The sequence below is a fragment of the Lysinibacillus fusiformis genome (genome assembly GCF_003049525.1).
GTDB lineage: Bacteria > Bacillota > Bacilli > Bacillales_A > Planococcaceae > Lysinibacillus > Lysinibacillus fusiformis.
The window spans coordinates 302,604-320,252 of the sequence record NZ_PYWL01000002.1; the positions used below are offsets into that span (position 1 = coordinate 302,604).

Below are 17,649 nucleotides of genomic sequence, written 5' to 3' on the forward strand. Positions count from 1 at the left end.
TTCGCATAATAAGACAATCATGCAACTAGTTCATTGCATCAGTGAACGTTATAAGAAAATCTACTGTTTGCAGCGTTCCGACAAATATGAATTGCTGTTTCCCCTATAATCATACTCATTCCCTAAAACCCTTTTGTGATAGTCACGTAAAAAAAGCTTCAACCCAAATCTAATAGATGATGGATTGGAGCTTTCGGTTTTTTTCAGCTGTCCTAACTAAGAAACAAACTTTTAACAGCTATCTGTTAGAAATACCCGTTCCTTACAAAAAATAATTGACTATAGAAATGCCATTCATTTACGCCCATTATGGTCTTTATTTTATGGTGAAGCCTAATGATTCAATTATGATGGGCGTTCCTCTAAATAATGTGCCATCGTAAGGAGTAATGGTTAAGGCCGTGTTTGATAGTGTATAAATACCGCCCTCTTGCATAACAGCATTAATATACAAATTGACATAGCCATTTGGTGAAAAAATCACGAATTCAGTAATGGGATCTGTCTGATCATTCCAAAAGAGAGTAGCGGGTAGGATTGCTCCGTTTGTTAAATCAAGATCGCTTGTTAAAATGTAAAAATATCTGTTAATCGTTGGAATGACTACTCCTTCTGGGACAACTTCGGTGGGAGGGACGATTGGACCATAAGAGGCTTTTATACGGGGCCAAATAAATCGATCCTCATTGCTACAATCACAGCTTTTATTACTTATTTGACCATGCTTAGGGTTGACCATGTGTTATCACACTCCATTCTTATAAATTTAACCTTTGCCCCGAATTCAGTTACTATAAAATATGAAGAAAATAAAATTCAATCTAGTTGAGCATCTATCATTCGATAAAGATTATTTCAGACAACCATGCTTTTTTCATAAATACTAGTTGGATAGAAGCGTTGGCATACATGCTTTTTACCGTAAATTAGTGTTATACTTTGCTAGTTGAATAAGGTAGAATACTAATTATGAATAATTAACGAAAAAGGGGTTACTGGTTTCATGAAAGATTTTGATCAACAATTGGAGGGGCTACTAAAGCAAGCCGCTTTGCAATACATAATATATCAGCATAATGGTGATACGGAGCGCATGGATAAAACATCACTTTTTGCTCGTAAAATTCAGCAAAAAGAGTATGTGATTGGGTTTGCAGGCCATTTCTCAGCCGGGAAGTCGAGTATGATTAATGCGCTGTCTGGCGAGAATTTATTAGCATCAAGTCCGATTCCAACAAGTGCAAATATTGTTAAAGTGCATAAATCAGAGGAAGACTTTGCGATTGTTTATATGCACAATGAAAAGCCTGTTAAATTTGAGGCAGGCTATGATTTTAAAACGGTCAAAGAGCTTAGTAAAAATGGGGATTTGGTATCTCAAATTGAAATTGGTCATAGTGCGTCAACACTACCGTTTGGCGTTACCGTGATGGATACACCTGGAGTAGACTCCACAGATGATGCACACCGTATGTCGACGGAATCTGCACTCCATATTGCCGATATCGTATTCTATACAATGGACTACAACCATGTGCAATCGGAGTTGAATTTTCAATTCACGAAGCAATTAATGAAATATAATCCAAATGTTTATTTGATTGTTAATATGATTGATAAGCATAAAGAAAATGAGTTGAGCTTTGAAGAGTTTAAAGCAACTGTTCATAATTCCTTTGCGGCGTGGGGCGTTGTGCCGAAAGGTGTATTTTTCACATCATTGAGAGAGCCTGACCACCCACATAACGATTTTGAAGCCGTCAAGAAAATTGTGATGGATAGTATGAACGATTGGCAGGATCAGCTTGTCCAAACAGCAACAAATACATTGCGTTTATTACAAAGCGAGCATGACAATTATTTAATAGAAGAAAAAGAGGATCGTCTAGCGTTAGATGAAGAGATTTTAAGTGCAGATGACTGGGCAAACCACCAAGATATTTTAGAGCAATACAACAAGTTAAATCGTCAGGTAGAGCTGTTCTCTGTCGAGGCGTGGAACGAAACATTTGAGGAGCAGCGAAAAGAATTGCTTGCCAATGCTGCCATTATGCCAGCTGACTTACGTGATCGCTTACGTCTTTATTTAGAAAGTATGCAGGAGGGCTTTAAGGTAGGAGGGCTCTTTACTGCGAAGAAAAAAACAGAGGAAGAGCGTAACCGTCGTAAAGAAGATGCTTATAGTGCCTATCAAAATGTTGTCCATGCGCAAATTACAGGGCATTTAAAGGGTCTTATGAAAAATGCATTGAAGGACGTCGGTGCCTTAAATGAAGAACGTGCGTCAGCTATTGATGCTTATCCATTTGATTTGCCTTTTGCATTAATTGAACAGCAAGTTCAAACAGGAGCATTGTTAACAGGTGACGCAGTATTAAACTTTGCCAACCGTGTGGCAGAGGCAACAAAGCGCTATTTTATTCAGGAAACAGATAGCTGGAAAAAAGCACAAGCGACAACATTAGAAGCGGTGGCAACTGAAACAGCGGCTCCTTCGAAGTTAAAGATGGCAGGCATGCAGGATAAAGTGGATGCTATTAAGGCTGTACTTGAAATCGAAGGCTACCAACAATATAGTGCGACCATTATGCATCAAGCGAGCAATGAAATCCGCAAGGTTGCGAATGAGCAGCTAACAAATTGGGAAAATTCCTTTAAACAGGATTTAGCAGAGATTCGTTTGTTTGATGAGTCCATGCTACAACCAAAAGAACAAGTCATTCAGCAGGAAGAAGCGCAGCAAACTGTTAGTGCGACGAGTCTGCCAATCGATGGTGTGATTAATCGTGCTCTGCATACCGCCAATGCTGTAAAAGAAGTACAAGGTTTTGCTGAAGTTGCTCAATATCTAGAAAATAAAGTAGAACGCCTACAGAAAAAAGACTTTACGATTGCTTTGTTTGGGGCTTTTAGTGCTGGAAAATCATCCTTCTCGAATGCATTGATGGGAGCGAAGGTATTACCTGTATCGCCAAACCCAACAACCGCAGCTATCAATAAAATTCGTCCAGTTACACCAGAGCATCCTCATGAAACGGCCGATGTCCAGCTTAAAACAGCTGAACAAATGTTAGAGGATATTCAAGGGTCGTATGCAGCGATTGGCTTATCTGTCCACTCATTGGAGGAAGCGTATAATCGTGCTGACGAAGGGCTTGCTGTCCAGTTGACAGATGAGCGTTTAAATGTGCACAAATCATTTATTCGTGCCTATAAAGAGGGGTATCCATCATTCAAGTCTGAGCTTGGAACTATTATCCGAGTGGATCGCGTTGAATTTGAAAAATTTGTTGCACAAGAAAATAAATCATGCTTTGTAGACAATATCGACTTCTATTATGATAGTCCATTAACACGCATGGGCGTTACATTGGTGGATACGCCAGGAGCAGACTCCATTAATGCTCGACATACAGGTGTAGCTTTTGAATATATTCGGAATGCGGATGCCATTCTATTTATTACGTATTATAATCATGCATTTGCCAAAGCTGACCGTGAGTTTTTAATTCAGCTTGGTCGTGTAAAAGATGCATTTGAACTGGATAAAATGTTCTTTATTGTAAATGCAATTGATTTAGCGACAACAGATGAGGAGCAGGAAGATGTAAAAGGCTATGTTCGTCAAGAATTACAGCGTTTTGGAATTCGATTCCCACGACTGTATGGTGTATCAAGTCTTCTAGCGTTAAATGAAAAGGTAGAAGGTTCAGACTTAGTATCTGGTATGCCACCGTTTGAAAATGACTTCCATACATTCTTAAATGATGAATTGAGTGCATTAGCAGTGCAGGCTCTTGCGGAGGAAGTTGATAAAACAGAGCAACGTTTAGCGGACTTAATTGCGCAAACAGAGGAAAACCTAAAACGTAAGGATGAGCGTTTAGAGGAATTAACAGTACTTGAAAAGCATGTTCAATCGAAGTTTAGTGTGCTGAATACAAGTATGCTGGAAAGTGAGACAAAGCAAGAGCTTGATGAGCTTCTCTATTATGTTCTACAGCGTGTCTACTATCGTTACCCTGAATTCTTTAAGGAAGGGTATAATCCTTCAACATTTGCGGCAATGCCAGCACAGCAGGCATTGGAGCATGCATTGAAGGAAGTAATGCAAAGCTTACGTTTCGACTTTACACAGGAAATGCGTGTTACAAACTTCCGTTTATCACAGTTTATTAGCAAGAAAATGCAGCATCGCTTTAAAGATGAAGTACGTGAGCTAAAAGAGCTTAACCGTAGCTTCTCGTTCTTAGCATTTGAATCTTCTGAGCCAAATTTACTTGATTTTGAAGGTCCATTTGGTGAGATTTCGAAATATGCGAGCGTAAAATCTCACTTCCGCAATCAAAAAGCTTTCTTTGAGAAGAATGAAAAAGTGAAGCTGAGCGAGGCATTAGAAACATTGACAAAACCAGATGCACAGGATTATTTAGATGCACAGAAAGTTTCTCTCATGACATGGGCGATTACATTTATTGCAGAGGAAGCAGAAAAATTACGTTTATATATTTATCATCAAGCGCTTGAGCAAATAGAAACAGAAAGATTGGCGCTTCAAGAAGAAAGCCGTTTAGCTTCTTGGAAAGCGATTTACGCACAATTACAATACGCATGAGGTGATTCCTATGGGAAAAGTGTTCAAATCAGTGGATGAAATTCAGTTTGATGGTGTCCGTTTTATCGATGCTCGTTTTGATTTACAAGACAAAGAAGCTGGAAAAAAAGCATTTGAAGAAGGTCATGCAATAGGAGCAATCTATATTGATTTAGAGCAGCAGCTATCTGATATGGACAGTAAAGACGGTCGTCACCCAATGCCGAACAAAGAAAAACTGACGTCGATATTTCAAGAATTAGGCTTACGTTATGAAGATCAAATCGTTATCTATGATCAAGGAGCAGCACCATTCGCTCCACGTGCTTGGTGGATGCTGACGTATGCTGGTTTCCCAAATGTGGTCATTGTTAATGGGGGCGCATCTGCATTGGAAATGAAAATACCATTTACAAAAGATGTTGTTAAATACCCACCAACCTTTATTGATTTTGTCTGGAAGGATGAGCTTTATGCTCCACGCCAAGCGGTAAAGGCAATTGTGGACGGTGAAGTCAAAGCGACTTTACTAGATGCTCGTGCGGCTGAGCGTTACCGTGGGGAAGTTGAGCCATTAGATAAAGTAGCGGGCCACATACCAACCGCGAAAAACTTTGACTGGGAGCAATTAAAGAAGGACGGTCAGTTGCAGGCCAATGATGCATTGCGTCAAAAAGTGGCTCCAGATGAACATGTAGTTGTCTACTGTGGCAGTGGTGTAACCGCATCCCCACTCTATGCCGTATTAGCGGATGAAGGCTATGAAAACATCCAATTATATGTAGGTAGCTTTAGTGATTGGATTACACAATACGATGTTGAAAAAGGTACAAATGAATAAGGATCACAGCAAAAACGCTCACTTAGGTGAGCGTTTTTTTGGAGAGGTGGATCGGGTCCGGGGGAAAGTGATGGATAGAAGTGGGGGAAGTGATGGATAGAAAGAAGAAAGTGACGTATAGGATGCCAAAAGTGGCGGATAGAAAGCTGAAACTAGCGGATAGAAAGCCAAAACCGACGGATAGAGCCAAAAAAGTCAAAATGACTCACCATTCATTTTATGCTACACTCTTTTAAAAGGGGGAAAGTGGATGTTTAAACGTGAGACGAGCATAGTTGTTCAACACCACGGTGATGTACAATGTGCACTTGGAAAGGTAGCAATTCAGGGCTTTGGTATGAGTGTGTATAGTTTTTTTGTAGATGGTTTATTAATTGATACAGGCTCTAATTCGCTGGCACAGGAGTTTCAATCTTTCTTTAAAGACTTGCCAATGGAGCAAATTGCCTTAACTCATGCGCATGAGGATCATGCGGGTAATGCCGCGTGGCTTCAGCAACAAAGGGATGTACCTATTTATCTTCATGGTAAGTCTCTTCAGACTTGTACGCAGGATGGGGATTATCCTTTGTATCGTCAAGCATTATGGGGGGAGCGGCCGGCTTTTCTAGCGCAGCCGATAGGGACTACATTGCAGACGAAAACAGCTATCTGGGATGTTATTGAAACACCTGGACATACGACAGATCACCTAGCTTTCTATAATCGCCAAACAGGTGCTATGTTCACGGGAGATTTATACATTCAAACGAAAACCAAGGTAGTACTCGATGAAGAAAATATTGTACATACCTTAGCTTCCTTAAAGAAATTATTAGACTATGACTTTAAAGAAATTTATTGTTGTCATGCAGGCTATTTAGCCAATGGACGAAATAGAATACTAGAAAAAATAGCGTATATTGAAGAAATGGAAGAGAAGGTTCGTCACTTGTTTCAACAAGGTTATTCAGTAGAGGAGATGACGTCCAGTATTTTCCCTCGAGAATATCCCATTGTTAAAGTGTCTGGCGATCAATGGTCCTCTAAACATATAATCAATGCTTTTATCCGTCACTTTACACAGGAGTCCTTGCAATAGGGCTCTTTTTTGTTGGGCTTAAAAGCTGTAACACCAATAATAAAAAACTTTGTGAAAAAATGTGGATAAATTGTGACAAACTCAATTGGCTCAATGGATACGCTTACATAAGTTTGTGAAAAAATTCTCATTTACACAAGAAAAATACTATGTGAAATATTGAACAGCTTGAAAGGCGATAGTTGTACATTTTCCACTACTCATTATAGGATGTTAATTATTTCAAAATAATTGATTGTGAAAAACTTAATTTGACAGAAAAATGTATAAGAAGTCTTGTAACAATGCATTTTCGAAAGAAAAAATAAATTGACAGAAAATTCATTGACTATATTTTCACAAAGTAATATGATTCTAAAATATAATGAAAAACAAAGGGAAAAGGATGGGATGGAATGGATGTCATGAAGAAAGCATTAGAAATGCATGCACACTATAGTGGTAAATTAGAGGTGATTTCAAAAGTACCGGTACAGGATTCTTATGATCTAAGTCTTGCTTATTCACCTGGAGTGGCCGCACCGTGTGTGGAAATTGAAAGAAATCCATCGTTAGTTTATGACTATACAATGAAGGGGAATATGGTGGCAGTTGTATCAGATGGTACAGCAGTTTTAGGATTGGGCGATATAGGGCCTAAAGCTGCATTACCAGTTATGGAAGGGAAAGCGATTTTGTTAAAGCGTTTTGCCAATGTTGATGCTTTTCCAATATGTTTAGATACAAAAAGTACGGATGAAATCGTCAGCATTGTGAAGGCGCTTGCCCCTACGTTTGGGGCGGTAAATTTAGAGGATATTTCAGCACCTAGATGTTTTGAAATTGAGGATCGGCTACGTCAGGAATGTGATATCCCGGTATTCCATGATGATCAGCATGGGACAGCAATTGTAGTAGGTGCCGCTATGATTAATGCCAATCGTATTGTGCAAAAGGATATTGCCACAATGAAGGTTGTCATCAATGGCGCGGGTGCAGCAGGGATCGCTATTTTGCGAATTCTTGTGCAAATGGGCTATAAAAATATTTTTATGTGTGATACAAAAGGTATTATTTATGAGGGACGTAAAGAAGGGATGAATCCGATTAAAGAGGCGGTTGCTCATTTAACAAATCCAGAGAAAATACATGGTACGTTGAGTGACGCGCTCGTTGGGGCAGATGTCTTTATCGGTGTTTCGGTAGCTAATCTATTATCAGAGGCGCATATTGCATCTATGAATGAAAACCCGGTGGTCTTTGCATTAGCTAACCCAAATCCAGAAATTACGTATGAAAATGCTAAGGCGTGGGGAGTGCGAGTTATGGGTACAGGTCGTTCGGATTATCCAAATCAAATTAACAATGTCCTTGCCTTTCCTGGCATTTTCCGTGGTGCATTAGATGTACGTGCGACGGATATCAATGAAACTATGAAGCTTGCTGCAGTGGAAGCAATTGCTTCTCTTGTGAGTGACGAGGAGCTCGCGGAGGAATATATTGTTCCGAAATCTTTGGATGAGCGTGTCGTTGCAATTGTCTCTCGTGCAGTTAGCGGAGCAGCGGTCGAATCTGGCGTGTCGGAACTATTCCAACAAACTACTGCGCTATCAGTTTAACAAATAAAAGATATTGAAATACAGCAGATGTAGAAAAGCAAAGATATGCTTTTCTACATTTTTTATCGAATTTGCTCGAAAAATGTTGTTGTTTAGTTTTTTATGTAATAAAATTGGTGAGTACAAGGTAATAAATTGTGCAATTGATTGTAAAGTATAAATACATAATGTTGTAATATTTTTAAAGAAAAATGGGTCTTTAGTCTATAAAAGAGGAGATAAAATACATGAAAACATTCGTTCAATTCCGGTCCATTAAAGCCAAGCTGATTGCTTTCTCTTTATTGCTTTTAATGATTCCCCTTATTACCTTAGGCTATCTAAGCTATCAACAAAGTAAATCAAATTTAGAGTCGGTGGGAAAAGAAAATTTAAGAAACAGTGTGGAAATGACCATTGCCATGATTGAACAATTTAATCAAGAGGTAGAGGCAGGCAATTTATCTTTAGATGAAGCGCAAGAGAAAGTGAAGGTCGCTATTTTAGGTGAAATGGATAGTGATGGAAAGCGACCTATTAATAAAAATATTAAACTAGGTGAGAGTGGTTATATTTTTGTTGTGGACCAAAAGGGGAACTCTATTGCGCATCCAAATATCGAGGGAAATAATGTCTGGGATGAGCAAGATGACAATGGGGTTAAGTATATGCAGGAAATCATTGCGAAGGGGAATGAAGGTGGTGGATTTGCCTCGTATTCGTGGCCATTACCAAATTCTGATCAACTAGAAGAAAAAGGGGTCTATGCAGAAACGGATCCGTATTGGGGATGGGTCATTGGTGCCAGTACGTATTTAGCAGACTTTAATAAGCCCGCGGAGAGTATTTTGAAATTAACGCTTGTTGTGATTGGCGTGGCTATTATGATCGGGCTATTTGTAATTTGGCAATACGCGAGTAGTATGGCTAAGCCAATAAACCGAGTGGTCCAAGCGATGGAGCGATTTGCGGAGGGTGATTTGACGCAAGAAAATATGTCGATTCGCTCAAAAGATGAAATTGGCAAACTGGCAAACGCTATGAATCAAATGCAAGCTAAATTGAAGGACATGATACACAATATTGCTCAAGCGTCTGATTTAATTAATACATCCAGTAAGGAGCTATCACAATCAGCTAATGAAGTGAATATGGGTGCTGAGCAAGTAGCAATTACGATGAATGAATTAGCATCTGGTGCAGAGGGACAAGCGCATCATTCTAACGAATTAACGTCCTTGATGGAACGTTTTACTGCTGATTTACGTGAAACAAATCAGCATGGGGAGCATATTCATCAATCTTCTGTTGAAGTATTAGGCTTAACCAATGAAGGAAGTCAGCTCATGACATCTTCGAATTCTCAAATGAGTAAGATTGATGGCATAGTACAAAATGCCGTAGAGAAAGTAAAAAATTTAGATGCCCAAGCACAGGAAATTTCAAAATTGGTGGTGGTCATTAAAGATATTGCCGATCAAACGAATTTATTAGCTTTAAATGCCGCGATTGAAGCTGCTAGAGCTGGGGAACATGGCAAAGGATTTGCGGTAGTTGCGGATGAAGTACGTAAGCTTGCAGAACAAGTAGCCTTTTCTGTCAATGATATTACATCGATTGTCACAAATATTCAGCAAGATTTTGATGTCGTTACGAGCTCATTAGAGGATGGCTATCAGGAAGTAAAAGAGGGTACCAATCAAATTAAAGCTACGAGTGAAACGTTTTCGACGATTAGTAATTCTATTAATGATGTAGTGGAAAGTGTTCAATTGATTTCCAGCAATTTATCAAAAGTAACTGAAGATGGTCAAAAAATGAATAGCGCTATTCAAGAAATCGCTGCGGTCGCAGAAGAATCTGCGGCAGGTGTGGAGCAAACGACGGCGACAACAGAACAGACAAGTAGCTCAATGGAGGTTATGGCGGGGAAATCAGCCCAATTATCAACATTAGCTTTAGAATTAAAGACATTGATTGCCCAATTTAAACTATAAAAAAATCTCCCCCTCTCTTAAATGAGAGGGGAGATTTTTTTACATCATGCCAACACCAATAATCCCAACGAGAATAATGAAGAAAAGAACGAAGAACAAGATGAATAAAATAATTCCAGGAATAAAGATAGTGAAAAAGGCCATCCAATTAGAGATTTGGTGTGCTTCTGCTACCACACCGACTGAAATGACGAAAGACCAAATAGTTACAACAATAGAAGCTAAAATAGCTGGCCAAAAAATCCATGGAAGTGAGCCCATAAAGTTTGGATCTAGTAAAGATTCTGGTGAAGTGAATAACCATATTAAATAAAATGGAATAAGCACTATAAATGGTACAGCTGTAAGGCTCAGCCCTTTAAATAAGTCTGAATACGTGCCAGTACCCTTAAATAGTTTACCAAATAGCCATGTGATTAGAGCAGATATAGCTGTCCCGATAATACCAGCGATTGGAGCAAAGATTACACACAGTAAAGCCAATAACCAAGGGGAAAGGTCAGTGAAAAACTCCGAATCCGTCAGCCCTGACATGATAGAACCGATATAACCGATGGACATAATCAAAATAGCAAAGCCGATTGATTTTTCGTTAATCATATAGCGAGCGGTTTGCTTTGGATGTAACCAAACGGATATAAACGGATTCACCTTTGGCCTTTCTTCTTTCTGTGTGTCATTAAAGTTTTCCATCAAACTACCTCCAAAATAATAGAATAATTGCATGTTACGCATAGTTAGTATACGAGTGATACAGTGAAAAGTTTCGTAGAAAGTAAAAATAAGTTATTTTCATAACAAAAGAGCCGCACAAAGGCGGCTCTTATTAGTGACTTAACATCATTTTTTCAAGCTCTAATGGTTCAATGTATTGCTCACCTTTGTAAGCACGCATATTACCACCAGAAATTTCATCGATTAATAAAATTTCGTTAGTTTGGGCATCACGGCCAAACTCCAATTTAATATCATAAAGCGTTAAGCCCTTTTTAGCAAGCTCAGTTCCAACAAATTTAGAAATTTCAATTGTACGTTGTTTTAAAATGGCATATTCTTCGTGTGTTAACAGGTTTAACATAGCTAATGCATCTTCAGAGATCGGAGGATCTTGGCGATCATCATCTTTAATGGTAACTTCCACAAAGGCATCAAGATCTTGGCCTTCCTTCACATAGGCACCGTAGCGTCGCAAGAAGGAACCAACAGCCTTAAAGCGGCATATTACTTCCAAACCGTTTCCGAAAACTGTTGCAGGCTTTACAGTCATTGTTGCATCATCAAAGTTGGCATCTACATAGTGAGTAGGAACACCTTGTTCATTTAATTTAGAATAGAAATAAGAAGTTAAGCGTAAACCCGCTAAGCCAGCACCATCAATTGTTAAGCCAACCGTATTAGCGCCTGGGTCGAACACGCCGTTTTCACCTGTTACATCGTCTTTAAATTTTAATAAATAATGACCATCTTCTAATTTGAACACATTCTTCGTTTTCCCTGTATACATTAATTCCACAAAAAAACCTCCAATATTCATAGTACTCTAAAATTATAACACGAATATTTTAAATGTTTAATATTAAAAATGTTCGTTTTGTGTGTTTGTTTCTATCGTTTATTGCTAATTTACAATAAAAACACAAGGTGATAACGAATAATCGTCATCACCTTGTGTTTTGAAATGCTTCGTAAGTTCGCTGGAGGATTTATGCTAGATAGCTAGGACAGTTATTAATAATTAATAAATGCCTTCAGCCAGCATTCCATCTGCCACTTTAATAAAGCCAGCGATGTTTGCTCCCATAACTAAGTTGCCAGGGAAGCCGTATTTTTCAGCAGCAGCTTTACTATCTGAATAAATATCTTTCATAATTTGATGAAGTTTCGCATCTACTTCTTCAAATGACCAAAATACGCGACTTGAATCTTGTGCCATTTCAAGAGCAGATACAGCAACTCCTCCAGCATTCGCTGCTTTTGCTGGTCCGAACAATACACCAGCATTTAAGAATTCATTAATTGCTTCAAGATCAGAAGGCATGTTGGCACCTTCGCCAATTGCTTTGACCCCATTTGAAATTAATGTACGAGCTGACTCACCATTAATTTCGTTTTGAGTAGCACATGGTAGAGCGATGTCACAAGGAATCGTCCAAATGCCAGTGCAGCCATTTGTAAAAGTAGCATTTGGTCGGTAACTTACGTAAGTTGAAATACGATCACCTTTAACTTCTTTAATTTCTTTAATGACATCTAAATCTAAGCCTTCTGGGTCATAAATATAGCCTGCGGAATCAGAGCAAGCAACTACTTTTGCGCCATATTGTTGTGCTTTCTCAATCGCATACGTTGAAACATTTCCAGAACCAGAAACAACCACTGTTTTTCCTTCAAATGAATCGTTCGCATCTTTTAACATCTCATTGACGAAATAAACTGTACCATAACCCGTTGCCTCTTTACGTGCTAAGGACCCACCATAGCCAGGGATTTTCCCAGTTAATACACCTGATTCACTAGCTTTAGTTAGACGTTTATATTGCCCCCATAAATAACCTACTTCACGAGCACCTACACCAATATCACCAGCAGGAACATCGACATCTGGACCAATATGACGGTATAATTCAGTCATGAAGGCTTGGCAGAAACGCATGATTTCTGAATCTGACTTACCTTTCGGATCAAAGTTAGACCCACCTTTACCACCACCGATTGGTTGCCCTGTTAAAGCATTTTTAAAGATTTGTTCAAAGCCTAGGAATTTAATGATGGATTCATTTACCGAAGGGTGGAAGCGTAGGCCGCCTTTATAAGGCCCCATGACATTGCTATATTGTACACGATACCCGCGATTTACTTGCACTTGGTTCGTATCGTCTTGCCAAGCGACACGGAAAGAAATGATGCGATCAGGCTCAACAATACGAGATAAAATATTGGCCTTAATATATTCAGGATGTTGGACGAATACAGGTACTAATGAAATGAAAATTTCTTCAGCTGCTTGTAGAAACTCCGCTTGATGACAGTTCTGTTGTTTAAGTTGCTTGAATACGCCATCTACGTATTCTTTAGCTAATTGTTCATTGCTAACAGTTGTGATTGTCATAGTAAAAACCCCCATTTAGTTGATAGGTGTATCGTATATTTATTTTTCAAACTATTCAATAAAATACTTTTTTAGTTTGTGAAAAATTGAGCAAGAGGGGTCGGGAAAATGATATTTTAAAATAATGTTAGGTGATAGTATTCATCTAATTATGAGAAAGGAATGATGCCTTATTGTGAAGGTTCTTATAGACGCTGATGCCTGTCCAGTAGTGGATTTGGCGCTATCTGTATCATCTGAGTTTGAGATTGAAACTATCTTATTTTGCGATACATCCCATCGTGTAGAACGTGATAATGTAATAACAATTATGGTACCGAAAGGTCCTGATTCGGTTGATTTTACGCTAGTGAACGCGCTTTCAAAACACGATATTGTCATAACACAGGATTATGGGCTAGCGGCAATGGTTTTAGCAAGAGGAGGGTATCCAATTGATCAAAATGGACGAGAAATGTCTAATGAAAATATCGAACGCCTGCTCGATATGCGCCATGTCGGTCAAAAAATTCGTCGAGCAGGTGGACGCACCAAGGGCCCTAAAAAAAGGACACAAGAAAACAATATTTCGTTTGAAATGAAATTTCGACAAATTTGTGAACGAGCGATTTTTGCACAAAAAATGGAGGACTCTACAGGTGAAAAATGAACGTAAGCATGATCTTTTAGAGCAATTTCCACTGTTAAAATCGATGGCTGCTAAAAATACTGTACTTTGGGAAAATACAAATTGGGTGAAACAGCCGGAAACATCGCTTTTTACTATGCAAGAAGTAAAGGAGGCAGAGGAAACGTTACAACGCTTTTCTTCATATTTAAAAGTGGCATTCCCTGAGCTTGAGGAAAGTAATGGATTAATTGAATCAGACATTCTAGAAATTCCTGCTATGAAAAGTGCGCTTGAAAATAAATATGGCGTGTTGATAGAAGGTCAGTTGCTTTTAAAATCGGATCATGCTTTACCTATCTCAGGCTCCATCAAAGCACGGGGAGGCATTTATGAGGTCTTAAAGCATGCTGAAAGGCTGGCATTAGCAAGTGGGAAGCTTCAAGTAACAGATGATTATGAACGACTAGCATCAGCGGAGTTTCAGTCCTTCTTTCAGCAATATACCATTGCGGTTGGCTCTACTGGAAATTTAGGTTTAAGTATCGGCATTATAGGCAAGAAGCTCGGCTTTAATGTCGTTGTACATATGTCGAGTGATGCCAAGGAATGGAAAAAAGCTTTACTTAGGGAGAAAGGTGCCACGGTAGTTGAATATGAGGCTGATTACAGTGTTGCCGTTGAACAGGGGCGTCAAGAAGCAGAATTAGATCCTATATGTCATTTCATTGATGATGAAAATTCAAAGGATCTATTTGCAGGCTATGCAGTCGCAGCATTGCGTTTAAAAGGGCAATTAGAAAACATGAACATACCAGTCAGTGTCACACATCCATTGTTTGTGTATTTACCGTGTGGGGTAGGGGGAGGACCAGGCGGTGTTGCCTACGGATTACGAGAAATATTTGGCGAACATGTGCATATTTTCTTCGCAGAACCTGTTGCCTCACCTTGTATGACGCTAGGCTTAATGACTGGACTTCATGATGCTATCAGTGTAGAGGATATAGAATTAGATAATAAAACCGAAGCAGATGGTCTTGCAGTGGGTCGCGCCTCCAAGTTTGTAGGAAAAGTAATGGAGACGTATATAAGTGGCTGCTATACAGTGACAGATGAAGAGTTGTTTACCTCTTTAGGTTTAGCTATCGATAGCGAAAAACTATTTTTAGAGCCATCTGCACATGCAGGAATGTTTGGCGCTATTCGCTTGTCCCAAAAAGGTCAACACTATTTAGCTCAGCGCGGACTAACAAAGCATATGGCGCAGGCAACCCATCTTGTGTGGGCAACAGGTGGCAGTATGGTCCCAGACAGCATGCGTGCTACGTATTTGGCTAAGAGCAGAGATTTAGTTTGAAAATGATGATACTTTTTGTTCGAACAGGGAAAGTCTTGCCCCAATCAAGTTATTCGAAAGCGCAAAAACAGGTGAAGAAAAATTCTTCACTTGTTTTCTTATTATTAACGTTGCAATGCTTTACGTTGAGCTGCTAAATATACTTCTTGAGCTGCAAGGACGCCTGCGCCTGGCTGGAAGTCATAAGCGAAGTCTTGGAGCCCCGCCTCCAATAAGGATACGGCTTGTAGTATATCACTTGGGAAGCAATAGCCCATATGGCCGAATCTGAAAATTTTACCTTGTAGATGACCAAGACCACCTGCAAAATCTAAGTGATATTGCTGCTTAAGGTGCGATAAAAATTCACCAAGCTCAACCCCCTTTGGTGCCTTAATAGCCGTAATGGTAGGGGAGGCGTATTGATTTTCAGTTAAGAGCTCGAGGTGTAAAGCTTTCATAGCACTACGTACCATGTTTTTCATCAGCTCGTGACGGGCAATGGTCTGTGAGAAGCCGCCTTCCTGTTCAATTAGCTGACAAACCTCATGCAGGCCATCAATAAGCGTGATAGCAGGAGTATTTGGCGTCATCCCCTTTTCTGCCCAACTACGATAACTTAATAGATTTAAATAATATGCTGGCGTTTGATTGTCTTCAATGACTTGCCAAGCTTTTTCGCTCACACTAACAAGAGAGAGTCCAGGCGGAAGCATCATCGCTTTTTGCGAGCCTGTCACGAGAATATCAATACCCCAAGCATCCATTTCAGCAGGCGCGCCACCGATGCAGCTTACGCCATCCACGATAACGAGAGCATCAGTTTCGTCATGAATCACTTGTGCTAATTCAGCGACTGGATTTAAAATGCCTGTAGATGTTTCGTTATATGTGACGAAAACCGCTTTAATATTTTGTAATGGCTGTAAAAATGCTCGTAGCTCCTCAGGAGTGCAAGCTTGTCCCCATTCTTTTTCGAGCTTATGTACATGGAAGCCATATTGCTCACAAATGGAAACGAAATAGTCACCGAATGCCCCAACAGTAATGACCACAACTTCTTCACCGGCCGCAACCGTATTGACTGCCGCAGCTTCAAGTGCAGCTGTCCCGCCTGATGGCAAGAGTAAAATGTCCTGTGTCGTGCCAAAGACAGGCTTTACGGCTTCAATCGTCTCCCGGTATAATTCCACAAATTCTTGACTCCGATGACTAAAAATATCTCGATTCATTGCCAATTGAACTCTCTTTGGAATCGGTGTTGGTCCCGGATGTCTTAAAATATTTTCATACATATTATCAATCCCCTTTACTTGACAGAAATTCAAAATTTTCTAACTATAATAATAACATACTTCTTGTATAGGCTAGCTGCTTTTTTAATAAATAATGGAAGAGATTGTCATGATTCTATAAATTGAAAAGGAGACCAAGAATATGGAAACAATGAAGCACTATCCATTTATCTATTTTTTGTACGAACGCAATCAGGTGCTTGTATATAAAATTCAAACACTCGATTACATCACATTAGCAAATGTCGTGGAAAAGGGAGAATGGGAGGGGTATGAGCTTCTGCCATCAGAGCCATTTACAACATTTCGGCATGAACAAAGTGATCCTAAAGAGGGATGGTCTTTTTGGGTTGCGGCGGAACACCTTAGTCATTTGGTAGACACCATTAATGATTATATTCAGCTTCAAAGAAAGAGTATGATGACAACAACTGCCCAAGTTGTACATATTGTTTGCTCAGAATTGCAGCAGGCTCCTTACGAGTGGCACTTGCTCCGCCTAAATATGTCATTGGCTTTCCAGAGGATTTGTCTATCGGACCGCTGTGGAAGCTTGATGAAGAAAGAGGACAAGCATGCCGCCAAAAGTGGTTAATGGAAAATAGTAATGATGAGGTGGATAACTTTGTTGGTCATAATAAATTAAAAGAGGCAATTCGAGAGATACGGGATATTCCGAGTCACCTACCTATCTATATTTGGTGTGGGGACAATATAGAAGAACAATGTGGGCTTCGGTTTTTCCTCTATTTATTGCGTGATCAACACAATGAAATATTTCTTATACATACAAATGGACAGCAAGTGATCGAACGTCAGTGGAATCCAAATCTGTATGAAAAAAAGAGATTATCAGTAAAAGAACGTCTAAAATTTCTACAGCAATGGGAAGGTCTGGCAGAATCAACGGCAGTGCTTCGTCAATGGGAGCAACAGCATATTCAAGAGGTGTCTGAAAATTTTTATGACTCTCTCATCGTGAAGAGGCTAAAAGAAATGCATCAGGAACAGGGACATGTGGATTTTATTCAAACTGGAACATTTCTTTTAGAGCTACTTGCTAGAATGGATGAATCGCCAAACATCTTTTATTTAGAATATAGAATTCGATATTTAATCTATAATGGCACCCTAGCATTAAAAGGTATTCCTAAATCTATGTGGGATTATTATGTGAAAATATGCCAAAAAACCTCTTTAGTCTGAAGA

At 39.4% G+C, this 17,649-nt stretch carries 15 protein-coding genes; 10 read left to right on the forward strand and 5 right to left on the reverse strand.

Annotation, left to right across the window (positions count from 1 at the left end; translation table 11 throughout):
• Positions 1-316: 316 nt before the first annotated feature.
• Positions 317-739, reverse strand: coding sequence for a DUF4183 domain-containing protein (locus C9J29_RS06355; protein ID WP_089985083.1), 423 nt, complete (start codon positions 737-739; stop codon positions 317-319).
• 264 nt (positions 740-1,003) lie between these two features.
• Between C9J29_RS06355 and C9J29_RS06360 the strand changes: the two genes are divergently transcribed.
• From C9J29_RS06360 to C9J29_RS06380, 6 genes are all read left to right on the forward strand, one after another.
• The gene (locus C9J29_RS06360; RefSeq protein ID WP_107921805.1) at positions 1,004-4,615 is read left to right on the forward strand and encodes a dynamin family protein; all 3,612 of its coding nucleotides are present in this window, start codon (positions 1,004-1,006) and stop codon (positions 4,613-4,615) included.
• A 10-nt stretch (positions 4,616-4,625) separates the two neighbouring features.
• Entirely contained in the window at positions 4,626-5,435 is an 810-nt protein-coding gene (locus tag C9J29_RS06365) for a sulfurtransferase (protein WP_089985081.1), read from the forward strand.
• Positions 5,436-5,527: 92 nt separating this feature from the next.
• Positions 5,528-5,671, forward strand: coding sequence for a hypothetical protein (locus tag C9J29_RS24230; protein WP_164908687.1), 144 nt, complete (start codon positions 5,528-5,530; stop codon positions 5,669-5,671).
• Between the two features lie 14 nt (positions 5,672-5,685).
• Positions 5,686-6,516, forward strand: coding sequence for an MBL fold metallo-hydrolase (locus C9J29_RS06370; RefSeq protein ID WP_107921806.1), 831 nt, complete (start codon positions 5,686-5,688; stop codon positions 6,514-6,516).
• A 395-nt stretch (positions 6,517-6,911) separates the two neighbouring features.
• Positions 6,912-8,114, forward strand: a complete 1,203-nt coding sequence (locus C9J29_RS06375) for an NAD(P)-dependent malic enzyme (protein WP_089985076.1) — start codon at positions 6,912-6,914, stop codon at positions 8,112-8,114.
• Positions 8,115-8,341: 227 nt separating this feature from the next.
• Positions 8,342-10,090, forward strand: coding sequence for a methyl-accepting chemotaxis protein (locus C9J29_RS06380; RefSeq protein ID WP_089985075.1), 1,749 nt, complete (start codon positions 8,342-8,344; stop codon positions 10,088-10,090).
• 39 nt (positions 10,091-10,129) lie between these two features.
• On the opposite strand, the gene C9J29_RS06385 is transcribed toward C9J29_RS06380, so the two are convergent.
• The 3 genes from C9J29_RS06385 to gdhA all read right to left on the reverse strand — a co-directional run bounded on the left by C9J29_RS06385 (position 10,130) and on the right by gdhA (position 13,199).
• A complete protein-coding gene (locus tag C9J29_RS06385) occupies positions 10,130-10,783 on the reverse strand; it encodes a Yip1 family protein (RefSeq protein ID WP_089985073.1) in 654 nt (217 codons plus the stop codon).
• Between the two features lie 133 nt (positions 10,784-10,916).
• Positions 10,917-11,603: a phosphoribosylaminoimidazolesuccinocarboxamide synthase gene (locus C9J29_RS06390; RefSeq protein WP_089985071.1), complete on the reverse strand. Its 687-nt coding sequence runs from the start codon at positions 11,601-11,603 to the stop codon at positions 10,917-10,919.
• 222 nt (positions 11,604-11,825) lie between these two features.
• Entirely contained in the window at positions 11,826-13,199 is a 1,374-nt protein-coding gene (gene gdhA, locus C9J29_RS06395; protein ID WP_107921807.1) for an NADP-specific glutamate dehydrogenase, read from the reverse strand.
• A 175-nt stretch (positions 13,200-13,374) separates the two neighbouring features.
• Between gdhA and C9J29_RS06400 the strand changes: the two genes are divergently transcribed.
• Positions 13,375-13,848, forward strand: a complete 474-nt coding sequence (locus C9J29_RS06400) for a YaiI/YqxD family protein (RefSeq protein WP_008181474.1) — start codon at positions 13,375-13,377, stop codon at positions 13,846-13,848.
• Positions 13,838-15,166 (forward strand): D-serine ammonia-lyase, encoded by a 1,329-nt coding sequence (locus C9J29_RS06405; RefSeq protein ID WP_107921808.1) that lies wholly within the window; start codon positions 13,838-13,840, stop codon positions 15,164-15,166. The genes C9J29_RS06400 and C9J29_RS06405 overlap by 11 nt, the downstream gene beginning before the upstream one ends.
• 104 nt (positions 15,167-15,270) lie before the next feature.
• Here the strand turns inward: C9J29_RS06405 and C9J29_RS06410 are convergent, their stop codons facing one another.
• On the reverse strand, positions 15,271-16,440 hold the full coding sequence (locus C9J29_RS06410) for a pyridoxal-phosphate-dependent aminotransferase family protein (protein ID WP_107921809.1): 1,170 nt from the start codon (positions 16,438-16,440) through the stop codon (positions 15,271-15,273).
• Positions 16,441-16,582: 142 nt separating this feature from the next.
• Here C9J29_RS06410 and C9J29_RS24580 point away from each other — a divergent pair, with 142 nt between their 5' ends.
• Together C9J29_RS24580 and C9J29_RS06415 are read left to right on the forward strand one after the other, a co-directional pair.
• A complete protein-coding gene (locus C9J29_RS24580; protein WP_237068760.1) occupies positions 16,583-17,035 on the forward strand; it encodes a hypothetical protein in 453 nt (150 codons plus the stop codon).
• A complete protein-coding gene (locus tag C9J29_RS06415; RefSeq protein WP_237068761.1) occupies positions 16,924-17,646 on the forward strand; it encodes a DUF1835 domain-containing protein in 723 nt (240 codons plus the stop codon). The genes C9J29_RS24580 and C9J29_RS06415 overlap by 112 nt, the downstream gene beginning before the upstream one ends.
• Positions 17,647-17,649 lie beyond the last annotated feature (3 nt).